Below are 16,234 nucleotides of genomic sequence, written 5' to 3'. Positions count from 1 at the left end.
GGTCGGCACCCGCCATCAATCAGTTACGCAGCGGCTTGCCGGTCTTCAGCATGTGCGCGATGCGGGCCTGGGTCTTTTCCTGCTGGGCCAGTTCGACGAAGTGCTTGCGCTCCAGGGTCAGCAGCCACTCTTCGTCCACCAGGGTGCCGCGGTCGACCTTGCCACCGCACAGCACGGTGGCGATGCGTTCGGCGATCTCGTAGTCGTACGGGCTGATGAAACGGCCTTCCAGCATGTTGACCAGCATCATCTTGAAGGTGGCGATGCCCACGTCACCGGCCACCTGGATGCGGCGTGCCGGCAGCGGCGGACGGTAGCCCGCTTCGGCCAGTGCACGGGCTTCGGCCTTGGCGATGTGCAGGGCCTCGTAGCTGTTGAACACCACCTTGTCGGTACTGCGCAGCAGGCCCAGTTCCTTGGCGTTGACCGCCGAGTTGGACACCTTGGCCATCGCCACGGTCTCGAAGGTCTTCTTCAGTTCGGCGAACACGTCACCGCCCGGGCCCGCGGCCTGCGAGGCACGCACGGCCAGTTCCTTCAGGCCGCCACCGGCCGGCAGCAGGCCGACACCGGCCTCGACCAGGCCGATGTAGCTTTCCAGGAAGGCCACGGTCTTGGCGCTGTGCATCTGGAACTCGCAGCCGCCGCCCAGGGCCAGGCCACGCACCGCTGCCACCACCGGCACCAGCGAGTACTTGATGCGCTGGCTGGTGCGCTGGAAGTTGGCGACCATTTCCTCGAACTGGTCGACCTTGCCGGCCTGCAGCAGGCCTAGTGCACCGGCCAGGTCGGCACCGGCGGAGAAGGGTTCCTTCTGCTGCCAGATCACCAGGCCCTGGAAGTCCTTCTCGGCGCGGCTCACGCATTCCTGCAGGCCGTCCAGCACCTGGTCGGACACGGTGTTCATCTTGGTCTTGAAGCTGACCACGGCGATGCCATCACCGTCGTGCCACATGCGCAGGCCGTCGTTCTCGAACACGGTCTCGCCCGGCGCGAACTTCTCGCCCAGCAGCGGATCCGGGAAACGCTGGCGCTGGTACACCGGCAGCGACGAGCGCGGCAGCTTGGCGTTGCGCGACGGGCTGTAGCTGCCCTCGGCGGCGTGCACGCCGTCGCGGCCGTCGAAGACCCAATCCGGCAGCGGGGCATTGCTCATGCTCTTGCCGGCGACGATGTCATCGGCGATCCACTGCGCGACCTGCTTCCAGCCGGCGGCCTGCCAGGTTTCGAACGGGCCCAGCGACCAGCCGTAGCCCCAGCGGATGGCCAGGTCGACATCGCGCGCGGTCTCGGCGATGTCGGCCAAGTGGTAGGCGCTGTAGTGGAACAGATCACGGAAGGTCGCCCACAGGAACTGCGCCTGCGGGTGCTGGCTCTCGCGCAGCTTGGCGAACTTCTCGGCCGGGTTCTTGATCTTCAGGATCTCGACCACGTCCGGTGCGGCGGTGCGGTCGGCCGGGCGGTAGTCCTGCTTCTCCAGGTCCAGCACGACGATGTCCTTGCCGACCTTGCGGAAGATGCCGGCGCCGGTCTTCTGGCCCAACGCGCCCTTGGAAATCAGCGCGTCCAGCCACTTCGGCGACTTGAAGAATTCATGCCACGGGTCATTCGGCAGGGTGTCGCCCATGGTCTTGATGACGTGGGCCATGGTGTCCAGGCCGACCACGTCGGAGGTGCGGTAGGTGGCCGACTTCGGGCGACCGACCAGCGGGCCGGTCAGGCCGTCCACTTCATCGAAGCCCAGGCCGAACTGCTGGGTGTGGTGGATGGTGGACAGGATCGAGAACACGCCGATGCGGTTGCCGATGAAGTTCGGGGTGTCCTTGGCGTACACCACGCCCTTGCCCAGGGTGGTGACCAGGAATGCTTCCAGGCCTTCCAGCACGGCGGCATCGGTGGTGGTGGCCGGGATCAGCTCGGCCAGGTGCATGTAGCGCGGCGGGTTGAAGAAGTGCACGCCGCAGAAGCGGTGGCGCAGCTGCTCGGGCAGCACGTCGGCCAGCTTGTTGATGCCCAGGCCCGAGGTGTTGGAGGCCAGCACCGCGTGGTCGGCCACGAACGGGGCGATCTTCTTGTACAGGTCCTGCTTCCAGTCCATGCGCTCGGCGATGGCCTCGATGATCAGGTCGCAGTCCTTCAGCTGCTCCAGGCCGGACTCGTAGTTGGCCGGAGTGATGGCTTCGGCCAGCGACTTGCTGGCCAGCGGCGCCGGGCTCAGCTTGCCCAGGTTGGCGATCGCCTTCAGCACGATGCCGTCGGCCGGACCTTCCTTGGCAGGCAGGTCGAACAGCACGGTGTCGACGCCAGCATTGGTGAGATGGGCGGCGATCTGGGCACCCATGACGCCGGCACCCAGCACGGCGGCGCGGCGGACTAGCAGGGAATTGGACATGGTGTAGGGCCTTTGTTGGTCAGCAGTTACTGGGTGGAATCAAAGGGAAGCGGGCAGGGCGCTGGCGCGTGCGGCGGCGCGGAACCCGGCTTCGGCGAAATGGATCAGTTCGTGGGCGGCATGGGCACGATGCGCCGCTTCGGTGACACCGGCGGGACGCTTGATCAGCCCGAAGTCGGCCATCGCATAGGTCAGCGAGCCGGCCAGGAAGTCGAGGCGCCAGTACAGCTCCTCCTTGCTCAGGTCCGGCACGCACTCGCCGATGGCCTTGCCGAACGCACGCAGCACGTGGCCGTAGTGGTCGGACAGGAACTTGCGCAGGTTGTCGTTCTTCTCGGCGTAGGCGCGGGCGATCACGCGCACGAAGGCGCCGCCGTTCTGGCGGTCCTGGGCCAGCGCCAGGGCCGGCTCGACGAAGGCAGCCAGCACCGGGCGCAGTTCACCCGGGTGCTCGGCGCGGGCGCGCTCGAGCTGCGACAGGCGGGCACCGGTCATCTCGTCCATGCGGCGGCGGAACACCTCGTTGACCAGGTTTTCCTTGGAGCCGAAGTGGTAGTTGACCGCGGCGATGTTGACGTCGGCCTGGCTGGTCACCTGGCGCAGCGAGGTGCCAGCGAAGCCGTGCTGGGCGAACAGCTCCTCGGCTGCGCCGAGGATCCGGTCCTTGGTCGAGAAGTGGGCGGGCTTGGCCATCGGTGGGCGGACCTTAATCAAACGATTGTTTGATACTAGGACCAGACGGTACCGTATGGCATTTTGCAGTGCAGCAAAATCGGCCGATCCGGTCAGATTTCACTCAGGTGGGTGAATGGGGTAGTGCCGGCCGCTGGCCGGCAGCCCCGAGGTTGAATGGCGCCCAATGCCGGCCAGCGGCCGGCACTACCACCCCGCCGCTTTATCTTTTACAATTCGCCTACGTTTATCAGGCTAAGCCCGCGTCCCGACGCGGGTTTTTTTCATGTTACCCTTCGGGCCATCAGCGGCCCGATTCCATTGGAGACATCCCATGGCGCTGGAGCGCACCCTTTCGATCATCAAGCCGGACGCCGTTGCCAAGAACGTCATCGGCGAAATCTACGCCCGCTTCGAGAAGGCCGGCCTGAAGGTCGTGGCCGCCAAGTACAAGCAGCTGTCGCGTCGTGAAGCCGAAGGCTTCTACGCCGTGCACCGCGAGCGTCCGTTCTTCAACGCGCTGGTCGAGTTCATGATCTCCGGCCCGGTGATGATCCAGGCCCTGGAAGGCGAGAACGCCGTCCTGGCCCACCGCGACCTGCTGGGCGCCACCAACCCGAAGGAAGCCGCGCCGGGCACCATCCGCGCCGACTTCGCCGAATCCATCGATGCCAACGCCGCCCACGGCTCGGACTCGGTCGAGAATGCCGCGATTGAAATCGCCTACTTCTTCGCCGCCACCGAAGTCGTTTCGCGCTGAGAGTAATGCCGTGAACGAGGTCGTACAGTCCCCCGCCATCCAGCCGCTGCCGAAGTCGGCACCCACGGCTGGCAAGCAGAACCTGCTCGACCTCGATCGCGCGGGCCTGGAGAAGTTCTTCGTCGAGGTTCTCGGCGAAAAGAAGTTCCGTGCCCATCAGGTGATGAAGTGGATCCACCATCGCTACGTCACCGACTTCGATGAAATGACCGACCTCGGCAAGGTCCTGCGCGCCAAGCTGCAGGCCCATGCCGAGGTGCTGGTTCCCAACATCGTGTTCGACAAGCCCTCCGCCGACGGCACCCACAAGTGGCTGCTGTCGATGGGCGTGGATGGCAAGAACGCCATCGAGACCGTGTACATCCCGGACAAGACCCGCGGCACGCTGTGCGTGTCCTCGCAGGTCGGTTGCGGCCTGAACTGCACGTTCTGCTCCACTGCTACCCAGGGCTTCAACCGCAACCTGACCACCGCCGAGATCATCGGCCAGGTGTGGGTTGCCGCGCGCCACCTGGGCAACGTCCCGCACCAGATGCGCCGCCTCACCAACGTGGTGATGATGGGCATGGGCGAGCCGCTGATGAATTTCGACAACGTCGTGCGCGCCATGAGCGTGATGCGCGACGACCTGGGCTACGGCCTGGCCAACAAGCGCGTGACCCTGTCGACCTCCGGCCTGGTGCCGCAGATCGACCGCCTGTCTGCCGAAAGCGACGTGTCGCTGGCGGTGTCGCTGCATGCGCCGAACGACGCGCTGCGCGAGACCCTGGTGCCGCTCAACAAGAAGTACCCGATCGCCGAGCTGATGGCCTCGTGCGCACGCTACCTGCGCGCCAACAAGCGCCGCGAATCGGTCACCTTCGAATACACCCTGATGAAGGGCATCAACGACAAGCCCGAGCATGCCCGCGAGCTGGCCCGCCTGATGCGCCAGTTCGACAACGCGGTGCAGGCCAAGGATTCGGGCAAGGTCAACCTGATCCCCTTCAACCCGTTCCCGGGTACCCGCTACGAGCGTTCGGAAGAGGCGCACATCCGCGCCTTCCAGAAGATCCTGCTCGACAGCAACGTGCTGACCATGGTCCGCCGTACCCGTGGCGACGACATCGACGCCGCCTGTGGCCAGCTCAAGGGCCAGGTGATGGACCGCACCCGCCGCCAGGCGGAGTTCAACAAGACGCTGCAGGCGGGGAAGGGGAGCGATGCCGCGGCCTGACCGCCTCTGGCTGGTTCTGCTCGCAGGCACGCTGGCCCTCGCGGTCGGCGGCTGCAAATCCCATCCCAAGGCCAAGCTTGGCCCGAGCGAGGCGCCGGTCTACTCCGTCCGTGATCCGGAAGGGGTGCGGCAGCAGGTGCGCTGGCAGGAGTTGCTGACCCTGGCCGGCCGCGACATCCAGGGCGGCAATCTCGATGCTGCCGAGCGAAAGGCGCGCGAAGCCCAGAAGCTGGTGCCGACGGCCCCCGACGGCCTGGTCCTGCTTGCGGGCATCGACGAGCGTCGCGGCCGCAGCCAGCAGGCCGGCGAGAACTTCCGCAAGGCCGCCGAGCTGGCGCCGCAACGTGGCGACGTGCTCAACAACTATGGTGCCTGGCTGTGCCAGCAGGGCCAGGCGGCCGAATCGCTGGTGTGGTTCGATCGTGCCCAGCGGGCGCCGGGCAATCCCGCCGTCGCCGAAGCGCAGTCCAATGCCGGCAGCTGTGCGCTGGATGCAGGCCAGTTCGAGCGTGCCGAGCGCGACCTGCGCGCGGCGCTGTCGGCGCTGCCGGGAAACCCGGTCGCGCTGGAGGCCATGGCCCAGCTCAGCTTCCGCCAGGGCCGCTACATGGAGGCCCGGGCCTTCGCCGAACGTAGGATTGCGGCTGCACCCGCAACGCGTTCCGTGTTACAACTTGCGTCTCAAATCGAAGCGCGGCTGGGTGATCGGGCGGCATCTGACCGCTATCTTCAGCGCATTCGACAGGAATTTCCGCAGGAAGCGGGCTCCTAACTCCAGGGTTGATGCATTGTGATTGATGACCAGACTGTGAGCGCTCTCGAGACTGCGGCCGGCTGCGGCACCCGCCTGCGCCAGGCCCGTGAAGCGGCCGGACTGACCCTTGAGGATGTCGGCTCGCGCCTGCGCATGCCGGTCCAGGTGGTCAGGTCGCTGGAGGAAGAGCAGTGGCAGAAGCTGGGCGCGCCAGTCTTCGTGCGCGGCCAGTTGCGCAGCTACGCGCGCCTGCTCGACGTCGATGTGAGCCAGCTGCTGGAGCAGGCCCAGGTGGGTCCTGTCGTGCCGCCCACCCTGGTCAGCCATACCCATACCCCGCGTGCGCGCCGCATTGCCGAGAATCTCGGCCGGCGCGTGCTGTACGTCGGCATCACCGCCGTGCTGGCCGTGCCGGTGTGGTTCGCCACCCGCGGCCATTTCGATGGCAGCGCCACGCCGTCGCCGAACACGGCCTCGCTGGACGCGATCCCGGCCGCTGTGCCGGTAGCTCCGTCCGCTGCGGGTGTCGAGCCGGAAGCCCCGGCTGAAGTCGCGAGTGCCCCGGCCAGCAAGCCGGCCGCAACCCCGTATGTCGCTTCGCTGTCCCCGGTGCCGCGTTCGGCACCCGCTGCGCCCGCAGCCGCCAATACGCTGGAGATGCAGTTCAGCGGCGACAGCTGGGTCGATATCGGTGGTCCGGACGGCGCCACGGTCGAAAAGGCGCTGATCAAGTCCGGCGAGAGCCGCAGCTTCACGCCGGGCCAGGTGACCCGGGTGACCCTGGGCAACGCCTCGGCGGTCCAGGTTCAGCAGAACGGCGCTATCGTCGATCTGACCCCCTACCAGCGAGCCAACGTGGCACGCTTTCAGGTATCCTCTGAAGGCTCCGTAGTCCCGGTTTCGCACTGAGGCGCGGTTTCACCACCTTCGATTAAACCCAATGGTCCCTCCCGATGGGCGGGGCGAGAGTACGCATGGCGATCGACGATCTGCTCGACGAGCACGAACAAAGTGAACGCGTCCGCAGCTGGCTGCGGAAGAATGGCGCCAGCATCCTCGGTGGCGTAGCCATCGCGATCGGTGCCATTGCCGGCTGGCAGTGGTACCAGAAGGATCAGGGCGGCAAGCTGGCCTCGGCCAACGTGGAATACCAGAAGGCCCTGGTCGGTCTTCAGCAGAACAAGCTCGACGACGCTGCCAAGGCAGTGAAGGCGCTCGAAGCGGGCCCGTCCAGCATCTATGGCGACCTCGCGGCGCTGCAGCTGGCCAAGGCCCAGGTCGACGCCGGCAAGAACGAAGAAGCGCTGGCCACCCTGCGCGCCGTGAAGGTCGAAAGCGACCTGCAGCGCGTGGTCGACCAGCGTGTGGCCCGCCTGCTGGTGGCCACCGGCAAGAGCGACGAGGCGATCAAGCTGCTGGGCAGCGCCACCGACAGCAGCAGCCTGGAAATCCATGGCGATGCGCTGATGGCGCAGGGCAAGCGCGATGACGCCCGCGCACAGTACGAGAAGGCGCTGAAGTCGCTTGACGTGGCAGCGCCGCAGCGGCGCCTGCTGGAAACCAAGGTTATGGACGCCGGCGGCACGGTCGCCGCCCCTGCGGAGTCGGTTTGATGAGTCAGAAGGTCATGATCACCCGCGTCGCCACCGTGCTCCTGATGGGCATGGCCCTGACCGGCTGCAGCACCATGAAGGGCTGGTTCGCCGGCAAGGACGCGGCAGCGAAGAAGGCCCAGGAGCCGGCTGAGCTGGTCAAGTTCGAGCCGAGCGTCAAGGTCAACAAGGCCTGGTCGGTCAACCTCGGCAAGGGCGAGCGCCGCATCGGCGTGCGCCAGGGCCCGGCCGTTGCCAATGGCCACGTGTTCGCTGCGGCGATCACCGGTGGCGTGCACGCCATTGACCTGCAGACCGGCAAGAAGGTCTGGACCTGGGAGCCGCAGAAGGAAAAGAAGAAGCCGAAGCTGCGCCTGTCCGGCGGCCCGGGTGTCGGTGAGAACCTGGTCGTGATCGGCACGCTCGATGGCCAGGTCATCGCCCTGGACATCAATGACGGCAGCGAGAAGTGGCGCGCCCGTGTTCCGGGTGAGGTCATTGCCGCGCCGGCCGTGGCCCAGGGCCTGGTGTTCGTGCGCAGCAACGACGGCCGCGTCACCGCGTTCGATGCCGGCAACGGCACGCAGAAGTGGTTCAACCCGAGCGAACTGCCGGCGCTGACCGTGCGCGGCAACGCGCCGGTGGTCACCGGTCCGGGCGTGTTGTTCATCGGCAAGGACGAAGGCGCGGTTGCCGCGCTGGCCATGCAGGATGGGCGTACCCTGTGGGAACAGAACCTTGGCAACGGCGAAGGCCGTACCGAGCTGGACCGCATGGCCGATGTCGACGGTGCCCCGGTGCTGGAGGGCAACACCCTCTTCGTGAGCAGCTTCAAGAACCAGACCATGGCCATCGAAGGCCCGACCGGTCGCCCGCTGTGGGCGCGCGACCATGGCGGTGCAGGTGGCGTGGCAGTGTCGTCGGGCAATGTGTTCGTCACCGACAACAAGGGTGGCGTGTTCGGCTTGGACAAGGCGACCGGCGCTGCCATGTGGTCGCAGACCGAGCTGGCGCGTCGTTCGCTGACCGGCCCGGCGCTGCACGGTGATTACGTGGTCGTCGGCGACTACAAGGGATACGTGCACTGGTTGAAGACCTCCGATGGTGCGATGGCGGCACGGGCGAAGAGCGGCGGTGACGCCCTGCTGGCCCAGCCGGTCGTCGTCGACGGGGTGCTGCTGGTGCAGAACGTGGATGGCAAGCTGACCGCCTTCCGGTTGGCAAATTAAAAATTGGAGTAATCGCGATGCTGCCTTTGGTCGCCCTGGTTGGACGGCCGAATGTCGGCAAGTCGACTATTTTCAATGCGCTTACGCGCACCCGCGACGCGCTGGTCCATGACCAGCCCGGCGTCACCCGTGACCGCAACTACGGCGTCTGCCGCCTCGACGAGGACAACCATTTCCTCGTCGTGGATACCGGCGGTATTGCCGGGGAAGACGAAGGCCTGGCGGGTGCCACCACGCGCCAGGCCCGGGCTGCGGCGGCCGAAGCCGATCTGATCCTGTTCGTCGTCGACGCCCGCGAGGGCACCTCGGCGCTGGACGACGAGATCCTGGCCTGGCTGCGCAAGCTGTCGCGCCCGACGCTGCTGCTGATCAACAAGATCGACGGCACCGACGAGGACAGCGTCCGTTCGGAGTTCGCCCGTTACGGCTTCGGCGAGATGCTGACCGTCTCGGCCGCGCATCGCCAGGGCCTGGACGACCTGCTTGACGAAGTGATCCAGCGCCTGCCGGAAGAAGGCAGCGGCGAAGAACTGGACAACGATCCGAACCGTATCCGCATCGCCTTCGTCGGACGTCCGAACGTGGGCAAGTCGACCCTGGTCAACCGCATCCTCGGTGAGGAGCGCATGATCGCCTCCGACGTGCCGGGCACCACCCGCGACTCGATCGCGGTGGACCTGGAGCGCGACGGACGTGAGTACCGGCTGATCGACACCGCCGGCCTGCACCGCCGTTCGCGCGTGGACGAGGTCGTCGAGAAGTTCTCGGTGGTCAAGACCATGCAGTCGATCGAGCAGTGCCAGGTCGCCGTGCTGATGCTGGACGCCACCGAAGGCGTGACCGACCAGGACGCCACCGTGCTCGGTGCCGTGCTCGACGCCGGCCGCGCGCTGGTGATCGCCATCAACAAGTGGGATGGCCTGACCGAGTACCAGCGCGAACAGGCTGAAACCATGCTGTCGCTGAAGCTGGGCTTCGTGCCCTGGGCCGAATCGGTGCGCATTTCGGCCAAGCACGGCTCGGGCCTGCGCGAGCTGTTCCGTGCGGTGCACCGCGCGCACGAATCGGCGAACAAGACCTTCACCACCAGCGAAGTGAACAAGGCGCTGGAAGTGGCGTACGAGACCAATCCGCCGCCGACCATCCGCGGCCACGTCTCCAAGCTGCGCTACGTGCACCCGGCCGGTTCCAACCCGCCGACCTTCATCGTGCACGGCACCCGCCTGAAGGAACTGCAGGAGTCGTACAAGCGCTACCTGGAGAACTTCTTCCGCAAGCGCTTCAAGCTGATCGGTACGCCGGTGAGCTTCATCTTCCGCGAGGGCACCAACCCGTACGAGGGCAAGAAGAACGTCCTCACCGAGCGGCAGGTCAAGGCCAAGCGGCGCTTGATGAAGCACGTCAAGGGCAAGTGATTCACGGGAAGGCGGCCGCAGGGCCGCCTTTTTTGTCTGTGGTAGTGCCGGCCGCTGGCCGGCAACCCGATGCCTGGCGTGTTCACGAGGTTGCCGGCCAGCGGCCGGTACTACCCCTACGTCTACAGTCCTCAATCATGGCGAACTGTTGCGACGAGCGCGGCAATGCGGCAACGCGCATGGGGCGCTGCGGGGCGCGGCGATCATCGATTCGGGTAGCTGCGCCTGTCCCGTGAGGCTTGCCCAGACCAGGGTGGTACCCAGTACCCCTGCCAGGTACGCCACCGACACCGCGCCGATCACCAGGCCCGCGGCATGCTCCAGCCACGGAAGCGATCGGCAACACCCCTGTGCCCAGCGCGGATGGCTGCCGAGCCACGCCATCAGCAGGCCGAGCGACAGCGCGACGCCGCCCAGGCAGGCCACGTAAGCGGCCTTTGTATCCATGTCGGCAACGAGGCCGCTGACCAGGGCTGCAACCGCGAACTGCAGCGTCCAGTTGTTGATGCTGGCGAGCGCCAACAGGCATCCAGCCTCGGCGTGCGGCCAACGGGAGCGGGCCTTCAGGCCCCGGGGCATCTGCAGGGAAAGCGGAGAGAGGGAGGTCAGCCCGGCGTCGCGCAGGCACATGCCCGCCAGGCGCAGCAGCAGCAGGCAGCCCGCGCACTGCATCGCCAGCGTCCACAGGCCGCGGTTTCCCAGCATGCCCGCCGCAACGAAGGCCGTGGCGCAGATGATGCCCGTACCGATGGCGATACCGAACGATGCGGCCATGGCGGCGTGCCCGCCCGCGCCCATCGCGGTGCGCAGGATCTTCGCGTGATTCGACGCAGGCAGGAGCAGGGCGAAGCCGTACAGCACCGCGACGATGAAGAACTGCTGCACGAAAACCTGCCACCAAACTACAGAAAGTGCCGAATGTGGGCTGCGCTGGACGCGCCGTATTGAACGCTATTGCGACAGGCGCGAATTACCGGCATCAGCCCAGCCACAGCGACACGGCGATCCATAGCGCCAGCGCAATCATCAGGAGCCCTGCGGCCCGTTCCAGCCAGGGCAGGGCACGCGCGAATCGACCCAGCACCCACGGGTGGCCAACCAGCGCGGCAACCAGCAGATCCCATAGCAGGACGATGCCGAACATCCACGCGCCATAGAAGAACTTCGTTGCGGCGCTGGGCTGCGGACCGTTGAGCATTGCCGCCAGCGTTGCGTAGAACAGCGCATTCTTCGGGTTCAGCAGCGCAGACAGGGCACCCAGCGCTGCCGCCCTCCACCATCCCTGGGCCCCACCCGCTGGCGATCCGGCGGCAGCTTCAGGTGCCTGCAACGTCGTCGAACCCGCATGGCGCAGGAACAGCGTGCCGAGGTACAGCAGGAACCCGCAGCCCGCCAACTGCACCGCAATGAACCCTGCGCTGCCTGGGCGCAGCATGGCCGTTCCGGTGAAAGCGGCCACGATGAAGAAGTCATTGCCGACGGCGATGCCTGCGCAGGCACCACTGGCGGTGCGCCAGCCCGAGGTGATCGCGGTGCGTGCAACGAGGAAGAAGTCGGGGCCGGGTGAGAGCAGGGCGAGAAAATGTACGGTGGCGATGACCAGGAACTGTTCCATCGGGTCCGGCGGCGGCTGGCTGGGGCGCCAGTCTGCGGATGCCCCGCGCGATGGTATTGAACGTTATTGCAGGCTCAGCGCCGGTATTGGCCCGGGGTTGCACCGGCGTGGGCCTTGAAGACCCGCTGGAAATGGCTCTGGTCGGCAAAACCCAGCGCATGCGCGACCACGGCCAGTGCCTGCCCTTCGCACAGCCGCCGGCGGGCCTCCTGGATGCGCTGGTCGATCTGCCAGGCGTGCGGGGTCAGGCCCGTGGCCCGTCGGAAGGCGCGGATCAGCTGGTAGCGGCTCATGCCTGCCAGCGATGCCAGCTCCTGCAGGGCCGGGGTGTGTTCGAGCCGCTGGCGCAGAACGTCCATCACCGGCTGCAAGCGCTGCTGTAACGCGGCATCTTCAAGCGGGCCGGCGACGGCTACACCATCGTGTTCATCCAGATCGCCGACGAACGCGATCAGGGCCGCTTCCTTGACGCTGACCGGATCGTCGGAGAACAGCGTCTCGTTGAGCTGGCAGTACTGCTGGTAGCGCGGGCGATGGTTGGAAATCCGGATCGGTTCCTGCTGCCAGTCGGGTTCGGGCAGGTCGTCATACTCGGCGCGGACCTCGGCCATCCAGCGCGGGTCCAGATGCAGCATCTGGTAGCTCCAGACCTGGCCGGGCAGGGGGTTGCAGGCGTGCACGCGGCCTGCGGGCACGCCGACCAGACTGCCGGGCTGCAGCAGACGCGGCCCTTTCGCGGCGCCGGTGAACACGCTGCTGCCGGCGTCGACGGCGCCGATCGAGAAGGTGTCATGGCTGTGCGGGCGATGGCAGGCGCGGCTGTCGCACGCCCGTCGGCTTTCGACGAAGGGCATGCGCGGGTCACGCCAGAATTCGGTGGCAGAGCGCATGCAGCGGTTCCGGGATGCAGGGGCAACGCCCGCATGGTGCCATGTTCGGGGCAGGGCGCGCCGAGGGTCTCTGCGCGATAATGCCGCCATGAGCATCCAAGAGCTTTCCCCCGCGCAGGCACGCGAGCGCCTGGCCCATGGCGCGGTGCTGATCGATGTGCGCGAAGCGCACGAACGGGCCGGCGGGATGGCCGAGGGCGCGCGCGGCGTGGCCAAGGGCGAGCTGCAGGCCGACCTGGCCGCACACCTGCCGCGGCACGACCAGGAGATCCTGCTGATCTGCCAGAGCGGCAAGCGCTCGGCCGATGCCGCGCAGTTCCTGCTGCAGGCCGGCTACACAAACGTCGCTTCCGTGACCGGCGGCACCGTGGCCTGGCGCGAGCAGTCGCTGCCGCTGGTGCAGCCGCTGGCCAGCGCCGCCGACCGCGACTTCTACGACCGCTATTCGCGCCACCTGCTGCTGCCGCAGGTGGGCGAGGCCGGCCAGCGCCGGCTGCAGCAGTCGCGCGTGCTGGTGCTGGGCGCGGGTGGGCTGGGCGCGCCGGCGGGGTTCTACCTGGCTGCCGCCGGGGTGGGGCACCTGCGCTTCGCCGACCACGATCGCGTGGAACGCAGCAACCTGCACCGGCAGATCGTGCATACCGAAGCCAGCGTGGGCCAGTTCAAGGTCGATTCGGCGCGCGAGCGGTTGCTGGCGCTGAACCCGTCGATCGAGGTCGAGGCGGTGCCCGAGCGGGTCACCTCCGAAAACGTGGATGCGCTGCTGGACGGCGTGGACGTGGTGCTGGACGGCTCGGACAACTTTTCGCTGCGCTACCTGCTCAACGACGCCTGCATCAAGCACGCCACGCCGCTGGTGTATGCCGCCATCGAGCGCTTTGATGGCCAGGTAAGCGTGTTTGACGCCGGCCGCCAGCGTGGCGTGGCGCCGTGCTACCGCTGCCTGTTCCCCGAGCCGCCGCCGCCGGAGTTCGCGCCGAACTGCTCCGAGGCCGGTGTGCTGGGCGTGCTGCCCGGGCTGGCTGGTGTGCTGCAGGCCACCGAGGTGCTGAAGCTGCTGCTGGGCATCGGTGAACCACTGGTCGGCCGCCTGCTGCGCTTCGATGCGCTGGGCATGCGCTTCCGCGAGACCGGCATCCGGCCGGACCCGCAGTGCCCGGTGTGCGCGCCGGGTGTGCCATTCCCGGGGTATATCGATTACGCCGCGTTTTGTCGGGGTGGGTGAGGTTGGCCGGGGAATGCCTTGGTGGATGCCGACCTTGGTCGGCGTTTTCGTGCCAACCAAGGTTGGCACCTACCGAAGGCGGGTGCACGGTTAGCACCCATTTGAGGCCTATACATGGTTTCGGGATGATGCTGGGGGTCACGCCCGGTATCGTTCCATCTCCAAGACAATCCGGCGCAACATGCGTGCTATTGCCGTCATCGGCATTGCTCTATTGTTGAACCCGATTCTGGATCTTGGGGAAAACACCGCATGGCGGTAGAAGCAGCGACCAGCGAGCTGGTCAAGGTCGTCGCCCTGCTGGGCGCGGCGGTGGTGATGGTGCCCTTGTTCCGCCGGGCCGGCCTGGGCTCGGTGCTGGGCTACTTCGCCGCCGGCCTGGCGATCGGACCGTTCGGGCTGGGCTGGTTCTCCGACCCGCAGGCCATCCTGCATACCGCCGAGCTCGGCGTGGTGATGTTCCTGTTCGTGATCGGCCTGGAAATGCGGCCCTCGCACCTGTGGAGCCTGCGCAAGGAGATCTTCGGGCTGGGCACGCTGCAGATCGTCACCTGTGCGCTGGTGCTGACCAGCATCGCCAAGCTGTTCGGCCTGCCGTGGCAGGTGGCCTTCATCGGCGCCACCGGCTTCGTGCTCACCTCCACCGCAGTGGTGATGCAGTTGCTGGCCGAGCGTGGTGACATCGCGCTGCCGTCGGGGCAGAAGATCGTCTCCATCCTGCTGTTCGAAGACCTGCTGATCGTGCCGTTGCTGGCGCTGGTGGCCTGGATGGGCCCGAGCGCGGGCAGCGCCGATGGCGAGGGTTCGCGTTGGCTGTCGGTGGCGATCGGCGTCAGCGCCATCGTTGGCCTGGTGCTGGTCGGCCGCTTCCTGCTCAACCCACTGTTCCGCGTGCTGGCCGAGTCGAAGGCGCGCGAGGTGATGACCGCCGCCGCGCTGCTGGTGGTGCTGGGTGCGGCGCTGCTGATGCAGCTGTCCGGCCTGTCGATGGCGATGGGTGCGTTCCTGGCCGGCGTGCTGCTGAGCGAATCGACCTTCCGCCACCAGATCGAAGCGGATATCGAACCGTTCCGCGGCATCCTGCTGGGCCTGTTCTTCCTCAGCGTCGGCATGGCGCTGGACCTGGGCGTGGTGGCCGGCAACTGGCAGCTGATCCTCGGCCTGGTGCTGGCGCTGATGGCAGCCAAGGCGCTGTGCATCTACGTAGTCGCGCGCATCATGGGCAGCGACCATGCGCAGGCGCTGGATCGTGGCGTGCTGATGGCGCAGGGCGGCGAGTTCGCGTTCGTGCTGTTCTCTGCCGCCGCATCGGCCGGCGTGATCAATCTGGAAATCAATGCCAACTTCACCGCCGTGGTGGTGCTGTCGATGGCGCTGACCCCGCTGGTAGTGCTGGTCTACAAGCGCATCGCGCCGAAGCCGACGGTGAACATGGACGGCGTGGACGAGGCCGAGGGCCTGTCCGGCAGTGTGCTGCTGATCGGCTTCGGCCGCTTCGGCCAGGTCGCCAGCCAGTCGCTGCTGGCGCGCGACGTGGACGTGACCATCATCGACAACGATGTGGAGATGATCCAGAGCGCGGCGCGCTTTGGCTTCAAGATCTACTACGGCGACGGTACGCGACTGGACGTGCTGCATGCCTCGGGCGCGGCGACTGCACGTGCGATTGCGGTCTGCGTGGACAAGGCCGAGGCCGCCGACCGCATCGTTGAACTGGTGGCACACGAGTTCCCCCAGGCCAAGCTGATGGTGCGCTCGTTCGACCGCGAGCATTCGCTGCGGCTGATCCATGCCGGTGTCGATTTCCAGATTCGCGAGACGTTTGAGTCGGCGGTGCTGTTTGGCCAGGCCGCCCTGGTGGAGCTGGGCGCGGATGAAGACGATGCGGTGGAGATTGCCGAGCAGATCCGTCGCCGCGATGCCGAGCGTTTCGAGCTGGAGATTGCCGGTGGTGGTCTGAATGCCGGCGCCAAGATGGTGTTTGGCAACTCCGGCCAGGGCGTACCGACGCCGACGCCGTTCACCGCGCCGAAGCGGGCAAGCAAGACGTTGAACCCGCAGGACGTGCCGGAAGAGGAAGAGTAAAGCCCGGTAGTGCCGGCCGCTGGCCGGCAGATACGGAATCGTTCCGACGTCATGAGGTTGCCGGCCAGCGGCCGGCACTACCCGTGTGGGGAATTGCCGAAGCCGGTGGTTGGTAGTGCCGGCCGCTGGCCGGCAGATACGGAAACGTTCCGACGTCATGAGGTTGCCGGCCAGCGGCCGGCACTACCGTGTGGGAATTGCCGAAGCCGGTGGTTGGTCGTGCCGGCCGCTGGCCGGCAGGTACGGAATCGTTCCGACGTCATGGGGTTGCCGGCCAGCGGCCGGCACTACCGTGTGGGGAATTGCCGAAGCCGGTGGTTGGTAGTGCCGGCCGCTGGCCGGCAGATACGGAAACGTTCCGACGTCATGGGGTTGCCGGCCAGCGGCCG

Annotated in this window: 14 protein-coding genes; 9 read left to right on the top strand and 5 right to left on the bottom strand. The window is 66.9% G+C overall.

The window, feature by feature from the left end:
* Nucleotides 1-19: 19 nt before the first annotated feature.
* Together AC5P9N_RS17865 and AC5P9N_RS17860 are read right to left on the bottom strand one after the other, a co-directional pair.
* Nucleotides 20-2,392, bottom strand: coding sequence for a 3-hydroxyacyl-CoA dehydrogenase/enoyl-CoA hydratase family protein (locus AC5P9N_RS17865; protein WP_012479946.1), 2,373 nt, complete (start codon nt 2,390-2,392; stop codon nt 20-22).
* A 39-nt stretch (nt 2,393-2,431) separates the two neighbouring features.
* Nucleotides 2,432-3,085 (bottom strand): TetR/AcrR family transcriptional regulator, encoded by a 654-nt coding sequence (locus AC5P9N_RS17860; RefSeq protein ID WP_005409294.1) that lies wholly within the window; start codon nt 3,083-3,085, stop codon nt 2,432-2,434.
* Nucleotides 3,086-3,398: 313 nt separating this feature from the next.
* Here AC5P9N_RS17860 and ndk point away from each other — a divergent pair, with 313 nt between their 5' ends.
* The 7 genes from ndk (at nt 3,399) to der (ending at nt 10,030) form a co-directional block, all read left to right on the top strand.
* On the top strand, nt 3,399-3,824 hold the full coding sequence (ndk, locus tag AC5P9N_RS17855) for a nucleoside-diphosphate kinase (protein WP_005409295.1): 426 nt from the start codon (nt 3,399-3,401) through the stop codon (nt 3,822-3,824).
* A gap of 10 nt (nt 3,825-3,834) precedes the next feature.
* Nucleotides 3,835-5,040 carry a dual-specificity RNA methyltransferase RlmN gene (gene rlmN / locus AC5P9N_RS17850; RefSeq protein ID WP_099484494.1) on the top strand — a complete coding sequence of 402 codons (1,206 nt, stop codon included), beginning with the start codon at nt 3,835-3,837 and terminating at the stop codon, nt 5,038-5,040.
* Nucleotides 5,027-5,812, top strand: coding sequence for a tetratricopeptide repeat protein (locus tag AC5P9N_RS17845; RefSeq protein ID WP_005409297.1), 786 nt, complete (start codon nt 5,027-5,029; stop codon nt 5,810-5,812). The genes rlmN and AC5P9N_RS17845 overlap by 14 nt, the downstream gene beginning before the upstream one ends.
* Before the next feature lie 18 nt (nt 5,813-5,830).
* Nucleotides 5,831-6,703: a RodZ domain-containing protein gene (locus tag AC5P9N_RS17840; protein WP_099484495.1), complete on the top strand. Its 873-nt coding sequence runs from the start codon at nt 5,831-5,833 to the stop codon at nt 6,701-6,703.
* A gap of 65 nt (nt 6,704-6,768) precedes the next feature.
* A complete protein-coding gene (locus AC5P9N_RS17835; RefSeq protein ID WP_005409299.1) occupies nt 6,769-7,407 on the top strand; it encodes a YfgM family protein in 639 nt (212 codons plus the stop codon).
* Nucleotides 7,407-8,615: an outer membrane protein assembly factor BamB gene (gene bamB, locus AC5P9N_RS17830; protein WP_005409300.1), complete on the top strand. Its 1,209-nt coding sequence runs from the start codon at nt 7,407-7,409 to the stop codon at nt 8,613-8,615. Before AC5P9N_RS17835 ends, bamB begins: the two co-directional genes overlap by 1 nt.
* 17 nt (nt 8,616-8,632) lie before the next feature.
* The gene (der, locus tag AC5P9N_RS17825; protein WP_495223872.1) at nt 8,633-10,030 is read left to right on the top strand and encodes a ribosome biogenesis GTPase Der; all 1,398 of its coding nucleotides are present in this window, start codon (nt 8,633-8,635) and stop codon (nt 10,028-10,030) included.
* Between the two features lie 135 nt (nt 10,031-10,165).
* Here the strand turns inward: der and AC5P9N_RS17820 are convergent, their stop codons facing one another.
* From AC5P9N_RS17820 to AC5P9N_RS17810, 3 genes are all read right to left on the bottom strand, one after another.
* Nucleotides 10,166-10,915, bottom strand: coding sequence for a hypothetical protein (locus tag AC5P9N_RS17820; RefSeq protein ID WP_049460623.1), 750 nt, complete (start codon nt 10,913-10,915; stop codon nt 10,166-10,168).
* Between the two features lie 94 nt (nt 10,916-11,009).
* Nucleotides 11,010-11,645, bottom strand: coding sequence for a LysE family translocator (locus AC5P9N_RS17815; RefSeq protein ID WP_099484497.1), 636 nt, complete (start codon nt 11,643-11,645; stop codon nt 11,010-11,012).
* Nucleotides 11,646-11,719: 74 nt separating this feature from the next.
* Entirely contained in the window at nt 11,720-12,535 is an 816-nt protein-coding gene (locus AC5P9N_RS17810) for a helix-turn-helix domain-containing protein (RefSeq protein WP_099484498.1), read from the bottom strand.
* An 88-nt stretch (nt 12,536-12,623) separates the two neighbouring features.
* Between AC5P9N_RS17810 and moeB the strand changes: the two genes are divergently transcribed.
* Both moeB and AC5P9N_RS17800 read left to right on the top strand, forming a co-directional pair.
* The gene (gene moeB, locus AC5P9N_RS17805; protein WP_164212568.1) at nt 12,624-13,760 is read left to right on the top strand and encodes a molybdopterin-synthase adenylyltransferase MoeB; all 1,137 of its coding nucleotides are present in this window, start codon (nt 12,624-12,626) and stop codon (nt 13,758-13,760) included.
* A 252-nt stretch (nt 13,761-14,012) separates the two neighbouring features.
* Nucleotides 14,013-15,845 (top strand): monovalent cation:proton antiporter-2 (CPA2) family protein, encoded by a 1,833-nt coding sequence (locus AC5P9N_RS17800; RefSeq protein WP_164212569.1) that lies wholly within the window; start codon nt 14,013-14,015, stop codon nt 15,843-15,845.
* The last annotated feature ends 389 nt before the right edge of the window (nt 15,846-16,234 follow it).

It is taken from the genome of Stenotrophomonas sp. YJH_SMC_6 (assembly GCF_059371335.1).
The sequence above is the reverse complement of the archived record's forward strand: the minus strand, read 5'-3'. Positions and strand labels throughout refer to the sequence as shown.

Excerpts from the sequence above, each read along its gene's own strand:
- AC5P9N_RS17865 (WP_012479946.1), bottom strand. The coding sequence starts at position 2,392 with ATGTCCAATTCCCTGCTAGTCCGCCGCGCCGCCGTGCTGGGTGCCGGC.
- AC5P9N_RS17860 (WP_005409294.1), bottom strand. The coding sequence starts at position 3,085 with ATGGCCAAGCCCGCCCACTTCTCGACCAAGGACCGGATCCTCGGCGCA.
- ndk (WP_005409295.1), top strand. The coding sequence starts at position 3,399 with ATGGCGCTGGAGCGCACCCTTTCGATCATCAAGCCGGACGCCGTTGCC.
- AC5P9N_RS17845 (WP_005409297.1), top strand. The coding sequence starts at position 5,027 with ATGCCGCGGCCTGACCGCCTCTGGCTGGTTCTGCTCGCAGGCACGCTG.
- AC5P9N_RS17835 (WP_005409299.1), top strand. The coding sequence starts at position 6,769 with ATGGCGATCGACGATCTGCTCGACGAGCACGAACAAAGTGAACGCGTC.
- bamB (WP_005409300.1), top strand. The coding sequence starts at position 7,407 with ATGAGTCAGAAGGTCATGATCACCCGCGTCGCCACCGTGCTCCTGATG.
- der (WP_495223872.1), top strand. The coding sequence starts at position 8,633 with ATGCTGCCTTTGGTCGCCCTGGTTGGACGGCCGAATGTCGGCAAGTCG.
- AC5P9N_RS17815 (WP_099484497.1), bottom strand. The coding sequence starts at position 11,645 with ATGGAACAGTTCCTGGTCATCGCCACCGTACATTTTCTCGCCCTGCTC.
- AC5P9N_RS17810 (WP_099484498.1), bottom strand. The coding sequence starts at position 12,535 with ATGCGCTCTGCCACCGAATTCTGGCGTGACCCGCGCATGCCCTTCGTC.
- moeB (WP_164212568.1), top strand. The coding sequence starts at position 12,624 with ATGAGCATCCAAGAGCTTTCCCCCGCGCAGGCACGCGAGCGCCTGGCC.
- AC5P9N_RS17800 (WP_164212569.1), top strand. The coding sequence starts at position 14,013 with ATGGCGGTAGAAGCAGCGACCAGCGAGCTGGTCAAGGTCGTCGCCCTG.